Annotated in this window: 12 protein-coding genes; 7 read left to right on the top strand and 5 right to left on the bottom strand. The window is 58.5% G+C overall.

Annotation, left to right across the window (positions count from 1 at the left end):
- Positions 1–106: 106 nt before the first annotated feature.
- Together NKH89_RS31700 and NKH89_RS31695 are read right to left on the bottom strand one after the other, a co-directional pair.
- Positions 107–1,189, bottom strand: coding sequence for an NAD-dependent epimerase (locus NKH89_RS31700; RefSeq protein WP_084642620.1), 1,083 nt, complete (start codon positions 1,187–1,189; stop codon positions 107–109).
- Between the two features lie 305 nt (positions 1,190–1,494).
- Positions 1,495–2,205 (bottom strand): helix-turn-helix transcriptional regulator, encoded by a 711-nt coding sequence (locus tag NKH89_RS31695; protein WP_031193850.1) that lies wholly within the window; start codon positions 2,203–2,205, stop codon positions 1,495–1,497.
- A gap of 289 nt (positions 2,206–2,494) precedes the next feature.
- Between NKH89_RS31695 and NKH89_RS31690 the strand changes: the two genes are divergently transcribed.
- Complete coding sequence (locus NKH89_RS31690; protein WP_031193849.1) at positions 2,495–4,234, top strand: PAS domain S-box protein; 1,740 nt, start codon at positions 2,495–2,497, stop codon at positions 4,232–4,234.
- Positions 4,235–4,416: 182 nt separating this feature from the next.
- Here NKH89_RS31690 and NKH89_RS31685 read toward each other — a convergent pair whose 3' ends face one another.
- Positions 4,417–5,091 carry a LuxR C-terminal-related transcriptional regulator gene (locus NKH89_RS31685; RefSeq protein ID WP_352484593.1) on the bottom strand — a complete coding sequence of 225 codons (675 nt, stop codon included), beginning with the start codon at positions 5,089–5,091 and terminating at the stop codon, positions 4,417–4,419.
- Positions 5,092–5,600: 509 nt separating this feature from the next.
- On the opposite strand from NKH89_RS31685, the gene NKH89_RS31680 reads away from it, so the two are divergent.
- The 5 genes from NKH89_RS31680 (at position 5,601) to NKH89_RS31660 (ending at position 10,586) form a co-directional block, all read left to right on the top strand.
- Positions 5,601–6,323, top strand: coding sequence for a nucleotidyltransferase family protein (locus NKH89_RS31680; RefSeq protein WP_031193847.1), 723 nt, complete (start codon positions 5,601–5,603; stop codon positions 6,321–6,323).
- Between the two features lie 47 nt (positions 6,324–6,370).
- The gene (locus tag NKH89_RS31675; RefSeq protein WP_352589439.1) at positions 6,371–7,507 is read left to right on the top strand and encodes a DegT/DnrJ/EryC1/StrS family aminotransferase; all 1,137 of its coding nucleotides are present in this window, start codon (positions 6,371–6,373) and stop codon (positions 7,505–7,507) included.
- Entirely contained in the window at positions 7,504–8,178 is a 675-nt protein-coding gene (locus tag NKH89_RS31670) for a sugar transferase (protein WP_031193846.1), read from the top strand. The genes NKH89_RS31675 and NKH89_RS31670 overlap by 4 nt, the downstream gene beginning before the upstream one ends.
- Positions 8,179–8,252: 74 nt before the next feature.
- Positions 8,253–9,257 carry an SDR family NAD(P)-dependent oxidoreductase gene (locus tag NKH89_RS31665; RefSeq protein WP_023718555.1) on the top strand — a complete coding sequence of 335 codons (1,005 nt, stop codon included), beginning with the start codon at positions 8,253–8,255 and terminating at the stop codon, positions 9,255–9,257.
- Between the two features lie 66 nt (positions 9,258–9,323).
- Entirely contained in the window at positions 9,324–10,586 is a 1,263-nt protein-coding gene (locus NKH89_RS31660; RefSeq protein ID WP_023718554.1) for a polysaccharide biosynthesis/export family protein, read from the top strand.
- A 47-nt stretch (positions 10,587–10,633) separates the two neighbouring features.
- Here NKH89_RS31660 and NKH89_RS31655 read toward each other — a convergent pair whose 3' ends face one another.
- A complete protein-coding gene (locus NKH89_RS31655; protein WP_352589441.1) occupies positions 10,634–11,932 on the bottom strand; it encodes an HlyD family type I secretion periplasmic adaptor subunit in 1,299 nt (432 codons plus the stop codon).
- A 242-nt stretch (positions 11,933–12,174) separates the two neighbouring features.
- A complete protein-coding gene (locus tag NKH89_RS31650) occupies positions 12,175–13,926 on the bottom strand; it encodes a type I secretion system permease/ATPase (RefSeq protein ID WP_023718552.1) in 1,752 nt (583 codons plus the stop codon).
- A gap of 408 nt (positions 13,927–14,334) precedes the next feature.
- On the opposite strand from NKH89_RS31650, the gene NKH89_RS31645 reads away from it, so the two are divergent.
- Positions 14,335–15,027: a N5-glutamine methyltransferase family protein gene (locus tag NKH89_RS31645; RefSeq protein WP_023718551.1), complete on the top strand. Its 693-nt coding sequence runs from the start codon at positions 14,335–14,337 to the stop codon at positions 15,025–15,027.
- The last annotated feature ends 39 nt before the right edge of the window (positions 15,028–15,066 follow it).

Below are 15,066 nucleotides of genomic sequence, written 5' to 3'. Positions count from 1 at the left end.
GCTGGCGGGGGCGGCTTTGGGGCCGACACTCGCTTTATTCTCTGTCCGAAAAAATGCGAAATCTCAAATTTGCCGAGTGGCAGATCGTTGCCCGACAAGGCGCGGCCTACACCGTGGCCTCATCATTCACCGACGTTTGTTGCCGTATGCTGACCGCGGCATCCGTTCCATGAAAGTCCCGGTACCATTCGACAAAGCGTTGCACTCCGTCCTCAAGCGGTGTCGCCGGGGCGAAGCCGACGGCCTTGCGGAGATCGCTGACGTCGGCGCGCGTCTCCAGAACGTCGCCAGGCGGCAACGGCACATCCACGCGAAGCGCCCGGCTGTCAAGGGCGGTCTCGATGATCGAAATCAGCCGGTTGATCTCCTCGGGCCGGTCGTTGCCGATATTGTAGACGCGACACGGCGCGGAACTTGTAGCAGGGTCGGCGGTGCAAGGGTCCCAATTCGGATCGGGCCGCGGCGGTGCAGCGAGTGCCCGAACCACGCCCTCAGCGATATCGTCGACATAGGTGAAGTCTCGCCAGACGCGGCCGGCATTGGCTACTTCGATTGGCTTGCCCTCGATGATCGCGCGCGTGAACAAATAGACCGCCATGTCGGGCCTGCCCCAGGGGCCATAAACGGTAAAGAAGCGCAGTCCCGTCACGGGCAGGTCGAACAAATGGCTGTAGGAATGCGCCATGAATTCATTCGAACGCTTGGTGGCGGCGTAGAAGCTGACGGGATGATCGGCGCCGTGGTGCTCGGAAAACGGTATGGTTCGATTTAAGCCGTAGACGGAGCTCGAGGAGGCGTAGACGAGATGACTGACGCCGTAATGCCGGCAGCCCTCAAGGACGTTTAGAAACCCCACTATGTTCGATTGCACGTAGGCGTGCGGGTCAACAATTGAATGACGCACGCCGGCCTGAGCCGCGAGATGGACAAAGTGTGAGGGGCGAACGTTTGAAAACAGCAACTGAACGCGCGCGGCATCCGCCAGATCCATTCGTATCGGCGTGAACTCCGCCTCGCTACAGAGGCGTGCAAACCGCGCTTCCTTGAGCCGCAGATCGTAATAGGGTGTGAAATTGTCGACGCCCACGACTTTGACACCCAGACGCAAAAGCCGCGAGGCCACGTGAAAACCAATGAAACCTGCTGCGCCGGTGACGACGATCGGTCCTGTCCGCGCAAGTCTCTTCACCGCTTGATCCGAACGCGATCGGGCGATTTCCACCTTCTCCGTTGCGGCAAGGACAGACTCGCTGCATAGATCGTTGTCCAACTTGTCGCCTTTCGAATTCCGTTCGACAGTACCGAATTGCCGGTCCGAGATTCCAGCTTCCGATATTTACGTCAGCGCATCGAACCTGGTGGAGTTCAGGCGACGTCGGTGCCACGAACCGCGCAACGCGATGCACGACCTGCCAAATCATGACACTCCAAATTGCGTCGTCTGGATCCCGGGCGGACGCCGACGTCCGGCGATTGCATTTAAGTGGCCGGCCCTTATGGCAGGACCGAAATACGCCCAAGAAGGGCCACCAGTTCCGCCTGGCGTTTCGTTTCGGTCTTGGCGAACAGCGAGGCAAGCTGGGAACGGATCGTGGTGCGGCTGAGACGCCAGCTGCGAGCGATCTCCAAAGGTGCGTCGCCCTGAGCCAAACGCAAGGCGAGGTGCGTTTCTGCGCTCGTCAAGCCAAACATTCTTTGCAACGTGCGAGGATTTGGCCCCGACCTGTTGTCCCGGTCCAGCAACGCCACGATGCTCGTTCCGTCGGGAGCAATAACTCCGTTCTCGTTCAGTATCACCGGCCGGTCGCCCCTGCTGCGGATTACCACCCAGGATAACGAGCCCGGCAGGAATTGGCCCGGAACATTCGCGATCAGCCGCCTTAGTGCGGCCGTAAGCCCGCTCGCCGTGTCAGCCGCTTCGCCCTGGCGCTCAAGCGTGGTTTGGGCGGCTGCGTTCCACTCGACTACTTTTCTTTCGCGATTCAGCACGAGATAGCCACAGCCAATGCGATCAAGCACGCCGGTTATGGATTCCAGACTGCGGCCTTTTGGTTCCCCAAGCCGTGCGTCCAATGGATCCGATGCGCGATCGGGAAGGTGACCAGAAGAGGGTCGCGTATTCCGCGCGTCAAAATCGTACTTGGTCCTCGTAGCAATGTACCTACCGCCCGAAGAAGCATCAACATGTCTATCGATCAGATTCATTTTCTACCCCTAACCCAAAGTTTCACACACGCCCGAAAATAAGTATTCGGGATTCGGATAGTCTTTTATGTTTAGATGGATTCTAGTCTTCTATGCGCTGACGGATAACGTGTTCATCACCACCTTGAAAACTCAATATGATCTGACAGTTCTAAGGCAGCTCATAGCCCCTGCTGCATCCGATAAAATGCGCGCTATGATAGCGGTATGGCAATCCGGCAGTGGTACTAAGCTGTACGTTTTTTGCTCTAGTCTCGACGGGCTAGTCAGAAGGTTGTAGTCTGTGTCCATGAGCTCGCAGTCGCGCAGGTCGAATTCGAACCCGTCGGGCAGATTGCTAACTCATATTGCCTCTGCATCCGTACTAGCTGCCACACTGATATTTGAAATAAAATCGTCAGCCTATATTGGGCAAGGCGCCAGTTTTCTGGAATTTGTTCCGGCTATTATTATTATCGCTTATCTCGAAGATCGTGTGCCTGCGCTCGCTGCGACCATTCTGATGGTGGCGGTCGGCCTTTGGGCGCGAGGATACGATCAGATTTCAAATGGCGATTGGGCACGCGCAATCCTGCTTCTGGTTTCGGGTGGGGTGATTGCCATGACGTTCCATCGCCTACGGCAGGACTTGCGTGAGCTGCTGGAAGTCGCGGAGGCCAGGCTCGCTGCCGTCGAGGCGACCGAAAGCCGCTATCGTTGGGCCTTCGAACGTGCTGCCATGGGATTCGCGAACACCAACGAGAAAGGTGAGTTGCTGCAATCCAACAGACGCCTTTGTGAGATGACCGGGTACAAGGAGGAGGAGCTTGCCCAATTGCAGCTCGATACGCTCGCCCACCCGAACGACCGGGACACCTTGGCGCAATTGTTGGCGGGCCTAGGCAACGACATTGCTTCGTTCGTTTCGGAGGTCCGTCTTTTAAGAAAGGACGGTACGGCATTCTGGGCCAGGCTAACGCTTTCTTCGTCCGTGCCCGAGGGGGGACTCTCGGAGAGCATCTTCGTGGTGGTCGACGATATTTCGGAACGACGAGCTGTTCACGAAGCGCTTCGGGCTCAGAAGGAATGGCTAGACCTCGCTCTGTCTGCTGGACGCTTGGCCACGTGGCGGATCGACCTTAAAGACGGGACAGTCACAGGCTCGGACACGTTCTGGGACGTTCTCGGCTTGGCCCAGGCCAATAGCCGCAGTTTGGAGGAACTATCAGCTGTCGTTCATCCGGCGGACTGGCCAAAGCTGGCGGCATCGAGAAAGTCCGCATCATCGGTCATGAATTACGATGTTGAGATACGCGTCCGTCGACCGGACGGGCATATCCGCTGGGTTGCCCTGCGCGGAAGGGAGGAAAGACAGGGTGATGGAGGACAGCGGCTTGGAGTGGCTGCCGACCTGAGCGAGAGACGACAAACCACGCTGCTGCGCGCCGCGGCAAAGAAGCGGGAGCGCATTATGCTCGAACAACGCCACAGGTTCGGCAACGTTTTCGCGGTGATCACGGCGCTCGTGAAAATGGTCGATGTTCCTGGAAACAATGTTGCCAAATACAAGGAAATGCTGATCGACCGGATACGCGCGCTCGAGGCAACCCATCTGCTTCTTTCACGCAACGGCAGCGTATCGGGGGCGCTAAACGATCTCGTTGCTCAAGAGTTGCAACCATATATGGGAACACGCGCCATATCGGTCAGCGGTCCTTCCGTGGTGATGTCGGGAGGCGCCGCCGAGAGTTTTGCAATGATCGTCCACGAGCTTGCCACCAATTCCATGAAATATGGAGCGCTTGGCGATCCAAAAGGCCGGATCGACGTAAGCTGGACATTTGCACCTGAAGACACAGGCAGTGAGATCGTGTTCGAGTGGGTGGAATCGGGACGGCGGCGGACCTCGAGCGTAGTCCGTCATGGCTTCGGTTCCATGATAATCGGAGTAGATGGAGCGCCGCTTGTCGGTCACTCTCCCAAACTGGAAATAACTGACCACGGGTTGCGGTATTCGCTGCGGCTATCACGCAAGGAAATCGGATCCTAGTGCAGTGCTCCGATCGAAAAGCAGATACCTAAAAGACGCGTCGCGCTGAATGGCCTTGGAGATGCGCTTAGGTTCTTTTCCAGGGATGTCGTTGGCCAAAGGCCGCAGCGCAGTTTCGGTATATGCAGTATATGCATGAAACCTTGGGCGCCGTTTGCATGTCCAAAAGGACGCGCGGCGCTCTAGCTGGCATGTCTCGAAAGCCATGTCTTCAGCATAACGGCAGCTTCTGTCCGATTGCGTACCCCCAACTCACGCAGGACCGCAGCAGCGTGGATTTTCGTGGTCGCCTCTGCGATTTCCAGGTCGCGAGCAATTTCCTTGTTTGAATAGCCTTCCGCCATCAGCTTGAGGACTTCCTTTTGCCTCGAGGTCAGCCTGCCAAGGTTGAGGCCTGTGGTACGTCGCTGTGGGCCTTTCTCGGAGTGTGTATGCGCGTGGGTTGTTTGCGTTGCACCCGGGCGTGACAGAAGTGCAGGAACATAGATGCGGCCGGAGAGGATTTCATTGACAGCCAAAACGACCTCTTCGTCCGTCTGCGACTTTACGATGTAGCCATGAAGCCCGATCGAAAGAGCCGTGAGTATTTCCGAGCGTGAATCGTTTCCGGAAACGATCGCAAATCGCGTGTCCGGATAGGCGGACAGGATCCCGCCGAGCACCTCCTGATTGAACAGGCCCGGCATATTCAGGTCCAGGATCGCAAGATCCACGAACGATTGCTCTGCCAGCAAACTGAGCACCGCGTCGAAACAAGACGCTTCAAATATCTCCACACCTGGAATGCCTGCGGTCAGTGCCAATCGCAAGCCACGACGATACAAGCCGTGATCGTCGGCGATGACGATTCGATACATTGAACTACCCCAACGCGTATCTGAATGGATTGAACGGTGATGGGCCTGAAAGTCGTAGCCATTCACTCGTCGATTCATCCAGCCGACGCCGCGGCACCCCAACGCCGCAAACGCCAGATTTCTAATATAATCTTAAATGACGGGAAACGCTCCTCTTTTTTTGCCCCTTGTGAGCGAAACCCGCCGAACGTCGTCGAACATGTGTTCTGACCTCTTGGAAAGCTGACAGACCGGCTGGTCTCAGCACTGCCATAGGTCTGTAGGTATAGAACAGCAAAACGGCTGAATTGTTACCATTCGAATGCACGACGACACGCACCCCGACGGCCACATACCATCCAGATGCAATGTCCGGATCAGGGATCGGTGGGGAAATCTCACCGGTCTTCTACGGGAAATCTCACCGGTTCTTCTGAGGGGACAAGAACGCGTTTCCCGGGTGCTGACCAGGGTAGGATAACCGGCCCGTGACGATGGCGTTCAGGCCGAATGAACAAGGGAGGACCAGGATGAAAGCGGTGATTCAATGTGGTGGAATGGGAACACGCCTCCGCCCCTTCACTTCGATCTTGCCGAAGCCGCTCATGCCGATCGGTGCACGGCCGGTTCTCGAGATGCTTCTGAAATGGTTGCGACGCAACGGTATTCAGGAAGTCTATATTACAACCGGATATCTCGGCCACTTGATCCGCACCGTGTGTGGAGATGGCTCGCAGTGGAACCTGAAAATTCGATACACGCAGGAGATGGAGCCGCTGGGCACCATCGGGCCATTGTCTTTGATCAGGGACGAACTGACGGAGCCATTCATCGTTCTCAATGGCGATGTCCTTACGGATCTAAGCCTCAGTCGATTTGTAGCAGCGCACCGTAAGCACACCGATCCAGTGACGATCGCAACAGCCTGTCGCCTGATCAAGATGGATTTCGGCGTCATCGACGAAGTCGACAATACCGTGCAGACCTTTCGCGAGAAACCGACGCTGTCGCATCTGGTCAGCATGGGGATTTATTGCATGAATCCAGACGTTCTGCAGTTCATCCCGTCCGGCATACCCTTTGGGTTCGACGACCTGATGCTCCAGATGATGCAGAACGGCACAACCGTGCACGTGTACAAGCATGAAGGTCTCTGGCTCGATATCGGGCGCGTCGACGACTTTCAGAACGCACAGACCATTTCCTGGGAAGACCAGTCGGCCTCGATCGAGGTCACTGCGACGGCTGCATGATGAAGTCACAAGCGCGGTTCCCACAGTTATCAGTCTAGGAGGTTGTGATGCTCTTGGTCAGTGCCCCGATCTTGGGTGTGCCGGAGAAGACTGCTTTGACCAAGGTCATCGACAGCGGCTGGCTGACCATGGGGGAGCAGGTACGAGCCTTCGAACAAGCCTTTGCCGACGTGCATGGTGCGGAGGATTGCGTCGCGGTCAGTTCTTGTACCGCAGCGCTTCATCTCATTTTGCACGCACTTGGTATCGGTCCGGGCGACGAGGTGCTGGTCCCATCCTTGACTTTCGTGGCGACCGCAAATGCGGTCCTCTATGTTGGTGCGACCCCCGTTTTCGTCGACATCGAGTCGGCCGATGTGCCGCTGATGTCCATCGCGGAAGCCGAAGCGAAATGCACGGCCCGCACCAAGGCAGTCATTCTCGTCCATTTCGCCGGCTACCTCGCCGATCGGGAACAATGGCAGAAGTTCGCCCGTGCCCGTGGGCTGCATATCGTCGAGGACGCGGCGCATGCGCCCGGCCTGAAGGAGGTGGGGACATTTGGTGCCGCGGCCGCCTTCAGCTTCTACGGCAACAAGAACATGACCACGGCGGAAGGCGGGGCGGTGATTGCCAGGGATGCCGGTCTGCTCGAGACGATCCGCCAGGCGCGTGGACATGGGATGACCACCGGGACACGTCAAAGGCTGAACAGCCGCACCCCGCAGTATGATGTCACCATGCTCGGATTCAATTATCGCATGGATGAATTGCGGGCTGCGATCGGATTGGTCCAGCTGCAAAATCTGCAGGAGTGGAATGAGATCAGGCGTATCCTGGTGATGCTGTATCGCCGTCTCATCGCGAAGCATTGCCCGGCCGTGACCATCCCGTTCCACGAGCCGCGGACGTCGGCCTACCACATCATGCCTATCCTTTTGCCGCGTTACGCCGACAGGCAAGACGTCATCGACGCACTGCGCGCGCAAGGGATACAAACCACTATCCACTACCCGCCGGTGCACCAGATGACGCTCTATCGTGAGCTCATTCCCGGTACTCATTTACCGCGCACGGAAGATTTCGCCCAGCGCGAACTCACTGTACCGCTGCATCCGCAGATCACCGCACCTTTGGTCGAAACGGTAGTGGTCGCTCTTGCCGCGGCGGTCAATAACTGCGCTCAGACAGGAACAGCCGCATGAATGCCCTGGACCTAGCCATTCACCGGCCTAACGTCTCGAGCGCCGCCCACGGGGCTGTGAGACGAGCAATCGATCTCGTCATTGCTGCAGCCGCGGCGATCGTCTTCGCTCCGCTGATGCTGCTGATTGCCCTGGCGCTGCTGCTGGAAGGCGGTCGGCCAATCTTCTTTACGCAGACCCGCGTCGGGGCCGGTGCTCGCCCATTCCGCATGTACAAATTCCGCAAATTCAGAGTGCGATGCGATCCCGGTGGCCTGGCGCTGACCATGGCCGATGACAGCCGCATGACGCCAATCGGGCGGTTCCTCGCCGCCACCAAATTCGACGAGCTGCCGCAGCTATGGAATGTCTTCAGAGGCGAGATGGCAATCATCGGTCCACGCCCGGAGAGCCTTGCCTTTGCCGATTGTTTTCGTGGGGGCTTTGAGGACATTTTACAATACAAGCCAGGCTTGTTGGGTCCGGCCCAGGTTCTCTTCCGGAATGAAGCGCATTTTTATCCGCGATCCGTGGACCCGCTATTGTTCTACCGCCAGGTTCTGTTTCCTGCCAAGGCCAGGCTCGACCTTTCCTATTATCCGCAGCGCACGATCGTCTCTGATGTCGTCTGGATGGTGCGCGGCTTGCTGGCGGTGCTTGGCGTCGTTTCGCCGCCGCCGATCGGAACGTGAGAGCAGGTGGAATACCCGCGCTCTCGTGGATTTGCAAAGTCAGTGCCTCACGTCATAGGGGGAACGCTTGGGTCATGGCATACAAGGGCAGGAAAGTTCTGGTTACCGGTGCCGATGGGTTCATCGGGTCGCATCTCACCGAAGCACTCGTCCGTAGCGGCGCGGATGTCACTGCGCTGGCTCTCTACAATTCGTTCGACAGCCACGGCTGGCTGGACGATTTGCCGGACACCATTCGAAGCCAGCTGAACCTCATCCGCGGTGATGTTCGTGACAGCGCGTTCCTTAACCGGATCGTGCGTGGCCAGGCGGTGGTGTTTCATCTCGCCGCACTGATCGCGATCCCATATTCGTATGCCGCGGCCCAGTCCTATGTAGAAACCAACATCCTGGGCACGGTCAACGTCCTCGAAGCGGCGCGGCAATGGGAGACGGAGCGGGTGGTGCACACCTCGACAAGCGAGGTTTATGGCACCGCGCTGACAATGCCCATCAGCGAATCACACCCGTTGCAGGGACAGTCACCATATTCGGCATCCAAGATCGGTGCGGACATGATGGCGGAGTCGTACGCCAGATCGTTCGACGTCCCCGTGGTCATCATGCGGCCCTTCAATACGTATGGCCCACGCCAGAGCGAGCGGGCCATCGTACCGACCATCATACGTCAGGCTCTCGACAAGAAATGCTCGGCGATCATGGTGGGAGACACCAGCCCGATCCGCGATCTTACTTTCGTGGAAGACACTGCGGCGGCGTTTTTGACCGCAGGTTCGGCCGAGCTCGAATTTGGCCATGCCTACAATGCCGGAAGCCAGCGCGCCGTGACGATCTCGGACATATTGGATCTGGTGGTCGAGTTGAGTGGCTGCAAGAAACCAATTCACCGCGACGAGCGCCGCCTGCGGCCGCAGAATTCAGAGGTGCGTGCCTTGCTGGCTGATTCTTCGCTCCTCGAAAGCAAGACTGGATGGCGCGCCCAGACCAGCCTGCGCGAAGGGTTGGAGCGGACCATCGGATGGTGGCAGGGACGCCTCAGCGAAGGCCGGGTGCGCCATGAGATGGGTTACATGACATGAGCTTTCGCCTGGGTGGATTGGCTCCGCCGTTGTCGCTGGATTCGAACCAGAAGGAGATTGTCACCAATGGTCCTTGTTAACCGAATCCTTCTTGTCGTGCTCGGCATGCTGGCTGCCATGGATACGGCCGCTGCAGCGGAAGCGCAGGTCGCCTATCGACTTTCCGCCGGCGACACCGTCGAGATAGGAATTGCCTCCATCCCGGAGCGAACGCAACGTGCCGTGGTCCAGATGGACGGCACGATCGCGCTTCCCGAAGTCGGGATGGTTTCGGTGGGCGGCCTAAGCCCGGCCGAACTGCAAACACGCATGCAGACGATCCTGCCAACCAAGATATTCCACCATCGTCTGCCTGACGGGCGGGAGCAAATGATCGTCATCAAGCCGACAGACGTGACCGCCGTGGTCGCAGAATATCGGCCGATCTATGTGACAGGGGATGTGCTCACTCCCGGACAGCAGGCCTACCGGCCGCTGATGACCGTGCGGCAGGCGATTGCCGTGTCAGGTGGTTTCAGCCTTTTGCGGTCCCGGGCAAACCAGGTTGGCCCCGATCCGGTGGATCTGCGGCGCGATTACGAATCGCTTTGGGGGGAATACACGAGAGACTACTATCACAGCGCCCGCATTCGCGCCGAACTTCAGGGCAAATCGAGCTTCGACATGCAGCCACCACAAGGATCGCCCTTGCCGGCAGTTTTTGCATCGGCGATCGCCCAGGCCGAAGCAGAAGGGCTGAAGCTCTCGTTGGACAACTTCCAGCAAGAGCAGAGCTTTCTCGATAAAAGTGGCAAGGATGCCGCTGCACAAACCGAGACCTTGCTCAAACGCGAGCAGGCCGAAGCGGATGGCGTGAAGGCGGACGAAGACGAGCTGGCGCGCGTAAGGAAAGCGTTTGAGTCCGGAAATCTCACCAATAACCGGCTCGCCGACGTCCGGCGCGCTTTGGTACTCTCTTCCAGCCGGGCACTCGAAACGTCGGTTGAACTTATGAGAGCACGACGTCAGCAGGCTGATTTTGCCAGACAGCACGAACGCAATGACAACCAAAGAAGGATAGGTCTGCTGACTGAGTTGAAAGATACCAATGTGCGTCTTGCCGACATCAATGCAAGACTTCGCGCCGCCAGCCAGAAGTTGCAGCCCACGGGAGCTGCCGCCCTGCCGTTGCCGGTTGCCGGTGAGACGATCCAAGCCGAGGTCACGATCGTTCGCAGGGTCGGCGAAGAATGGCGGAAACAGCCGGCCCAAGAAGACACCGAGGTCATGCCGGGAGACACGATCGAGGTAAGGTTCAGCAGCGCTCTCGAGAGCGCGGCGATCCGATAGATCGGCTGCGCCTCGAGCCAAGCGGCCGCCACTGGGTTGGCAGCCGCTTACTGCCTGAAAGCTCTGGAAAATTGGTCGGTAAGAGGTTTCATCAAGTAGGACCAGACACTGCGCTCGTCGGTTCTTATATGGACTTCGGCGGGCATGCCCGGTTTGAGGATTTTCTCTCCTGTCAGGCAGGTCGCTTCGTTCTCGACATCGATGCGCGCCGAAAAATAGGAAAGCTGACGTTGCTGATCCTTGATCAGATCTGCGGAGACGCGGTTGACCGAGCCTTCGCAAGCCGGTGTAGTGCCGGCGTCGAACGCCGGAAAGCGGATCGACACCTGCTGTCCGGGATGGATCTCATCAATGCGCGACGGAGGAATGGAAGCGTCTACGACAAGGTTGTCGGAATCGGGCACAATCATCATGAGCACCTCTCCGGCGCCAATCACGCCTCCGACGGTGTGGACCGAGGATTCTTGTACCGTGCCTGATTGCGGGGCGCGAATGTCTGTCCTGCCGAGCTCGTCTTCGGCCACCACCTTGCGCTCACTGAGTTCGGTCTGCTTGGCTTCCGTTTCGCGAAGTTCGTTGGTCACGTCGCTCCGCATTTGTTCGTCGAGCTGAAGCACCTGCAGGTCCGTTTCACTGATGTGAGCTTGTACCTCCGCTATCGCTGCGACAAGGCGTCCCGATTCGCCGCGAGTCCGGGTCTTCTCCAGGCTGACAGTGCTCAACCTCTCCTTGGAGACCAACTTCTTTGCGTAGAGAGATTCAACGTCAGCAAGGTTCTTGGTCAGCAGATCCAGAGACTCATCCGTCGCAGACTGCTGCGATTTGAGGCCATCGATCTGACGTTCCAGCTGCTTCGCGCGGCTTTGCAATTGTGCCTTCTGGCCAGCCAGCGCCGCAGCACGGCTTTCGAACAAGGCACGTTCGCCACTGACAAGCGCCGCCACTTGCGGGTCACCCATTTGAACCCGAAGGCCAGGCGGGATCTGCATTTCCGGCAGACCCTGGCGCTCGGCTTCCAGCCGGGCCAGACGAATGGTGGCTCGATTGAGGTCCTCGGTGATTATCTGCAGGTTTGCTCGGGTCAATGTGTTGTCCAGCCTGACCAACACGTCGCCGGCCTTCACGTGATCGCCGTCCTGCGCGAAGATTCCGCCGATGGTGCCGCCGGTTTGATGCTGGACTTTTTTTATGTTGCTTTCGACCACCACAGTTGCAGGCGCAATCACCGCGCCGGCAATCTTGGTCAATCCCAACCACAGCCCTCCGCCAAAGATCAACAGCAAGCTGGTTGCCAAGCCCAAGAGCAGATTGGCCCGGATGCCATCCGGATCCGGCTTCGTTTCCAACGAACGGCTTTCGCCACCGGGCGCGGCGTATGGCGACACGGTAACAGTAGAGCGATACCTCACATATGCCCGGCTGCACCTCTGTGCAGCGGAACGAGAATGTTCTGCCAGGCTCCGGAGCAGATTGCCCCAGGGTAAATTGGCTCGAATGCCATCCGGCTCTGGCTTCGCCCCGGTCGGCTGGCCTTCGCCAGCGACCGCAGCATATGACGACATGGTCACGTTAGACACTAAGCAATACCTCACGCATGCCCGCTTGCACCGTGCTGCAGCGGAACGACAATGTTTGGCTTGTCCGGACGCGGGAAGGGCCGGATCACATTTGCCAGAACGTCTTCGCGCGAACCGAACGAATGGAGCATCCCGTTCGACAGGACGAGTACCTGATCGATGTTGACGAGAGCGGAGGGGCGATGCGCAACGACGATCACGATACCGCCGCGCTGACGCACTGCCAGGATCGCGCCGGCCAAAGCAGCATCGCCGTCTGCATCCAGATTGGAATTTGGTTCGTCAAGAACGACGAGGAATGGATCACCGTAAAGTGCCCTGGCAAGTCCGACGAGCTGCCTCTGCCCAGCCGACAGGGCTGCGCCGCCTTCTCCGATGCGTGTTTGAAAACCCTGCGGAAGACGCATGATCATCTTGTCCACGCCCGCAGCTTTGGCAGCTGCCAACACGCCCCTTGCGTCGCTTTTGCCGCCGAACCTTGAAATGTTGTCGGCGATCGTGCCGTCGAACAGCTCAACGTCCTGCGGCAGGTAGCCAATATGAATGCCGAGCAGCTCTGAATTCCACTGATCGAGCGAGGCGCCGTCCAATCTTACCGTTCCTCGAAGCGGCTTCCATGCCCCGACCAAAGCGCGCACGAGCGTGGTCTTGCCGGAGCCGCTCGGGCCGACGACCGCCAACCCTGCGCCCCTCGCCAAGCGGAAGCTTACATTGAAGATTGTTGGCTTCTGCAGACTTGGTGGCGCGACCGTCAATTCCTCGACCGCAAGCTCCGCCTTTGGGCGTGGCAGTTCCATTGGCTCTTGCTGGCTATCAAAAGCATCCAGCGCTGCCGCCAGCTCGGAATAGCTTTTGCGGGTTGCCAGAAACCCTCTCCAATTTGCGATCGCCACATCGACCGGCGCCAGTGAGCGGCCCAGCAATATGGACGACGCTATGATCACACCCGGCGAGGCCTCGCCCCCGATCACGAGGTAGGCACCAAGCCCCAGCACGCATGATTGCAAGGCCATTCGGAGCGTCTTCGACAGTGAGCTCGCTGCGCCAACGACGTCGGAGAGCCGTTCCTGGTTCTTCAGATAAAGATGACTGACCTCGTTCCAGCGCCGGCTAAGCGGGGCGGACAGGCCCATAGCCTGAACAACCTCTGCGTTGCGGCGGCCGGAATCGGCCAGAAGCCGCTGCGCAACGAGTGTTTCAGACGCACGAGCCGCAGGTTTGCGGCCGATGATCTCCGCAGCCACCGTCAAAAGCACAACGGCGCATGCGCCGAGCGTTGCCAGCACGCCAAGCGCAGGGTGCAGCAGATAGATGACCACCATATAAAATGGTATCCAGGGAGCGTCGAATAAGACTGTCGGCCCCAGTCCGGAAAGAAAGCCACGTAGCTGGTCCAGATCACGAAGCGGATGTACCCGGTTCGCATCCGGCCCGGCAACGAGGGGCAGGGAAAGCGAGGCTGCGAACGCCTTTTGCTGCAGATTTCTATGCAGGCGGCTGCCGATGCGGACCAACAGGCGAAGCCTCACGAAATCGAGGAGCCCGTAGGCCGCGTAAAGTCCCAGCATCCCGACTGTAAATCCGACAAGAGTCGGCACGCTCTGCGAAGGCAGCACGCGATCGTAGACCTGGAGCATGTAGACGGAGCCGGTCAAGGCGAGGATATTTATCAATGCGGAGAAAACGCCTACGCCAACGAGGCCGTGCACACAGCCGAACATCGCGGATCGTAGATCGAGCGAGCGCCCTTTGGTTGACTTCATGATATGCGCTCTTTGACGCGAAATTGCCGCGCAATCTCGTCGGTTCTTTCGATGAGGGACAAACTTTAACCTTCCGGGAAGCAGCAGCTCCGCCCTTCGCTGCTGGAACATTACGAATTGCTTACATATGTGCCTTCTTTGATTAAAATGTAGCAAAATCGTGACGCCAGGCTGAGAATTCGGCAACTGGCTCGCCAGGCTGGGGATAACCGGGTCTGGTAAGGAGATATTCCTAATCATGACACAGCGCAGAAGCTTATGGTCATCTTTGTAGCATCAAGGCGTCGAAGCGTCTGGGGACGGATGGGTTTTGATTTTGTCGATCGAGAGTTAAACGGTTTTGAGATACACTTCATCGGAACGCAATTGTCGGCCACCAACGCCGGCTAAAACGGGGAGGCGAGTGTCGTGAGCGAAGAGATCAATGTTGCCGACGCCTACGGCAGGGGCCGCAGCACCTTCATGGGATTGCAGCTGCTGGTCTCGCCCGGTGCGCTTGTTCCTCGGCCGGAAACGGAACTGCTCGGCAACGCCGCTCTCGATGTTCTGAGCCAACTGAACTTGCCGGTGCCTCGCGTTGTCGACATGTGCTGTGGGGCGGGCAATCTGGCGTGCGCCATCGCGCACCACGCTCCCACCGCGCGCGTGTGGGCAAGCGATCTTACCGACGGATGCGTGGAGGTCGCGCGCCGCAACGTCACCCATCTTGATATGGAGGAGCGGGTAACGGTGCTTCAGGGCGACTTGTTCGGCGCCTTCTCCGGCTTGGAGCTTGACGGCACGATCGACGTGATCGTTTGCAACCCGCCCTATATTTCGGAAAAACGGCTCGAGGGCGATCGTTCGCATTTGGTCGAGCTCGAGCCGCGTGAAGCGTTCGCAGCCGGACCCTACGGTCTGAGCATCCATATGCGAGTGCTCAAGGACGCGCCGCGTTATTTGCGGCGCGGAGGCATCCTGCTTTTCGAGGTTGGGCTTGGCCAGGACCGGCAGGTCATGAGTTTGCTCGAGCGTTCCAAGGCTTATGAGAGTATCCGGGCAGTCACCAACCAGGCCGGCGAGGGCAGGGTGGTTGTGGGGCATACGAAGGCGCAGGCGTAAGCACCGCCGTCGCGACAGGCCTAGACGCGCTGTCGCAAC

The sequence above is a fragment of the Mesorhizobium sp. M0923 genome, assembly GCF_040319365.1.
Lineage (GTDB): Bacteria > Pseudomonadota > Alphaproteobacteria > Rhizobiales > Rhizobiaceae > Mesorhizobium.
Note: the sequence above shows the minus strand (reverse complement) of the source record. Positions and strands in the feature narration are given on the sequence as shown.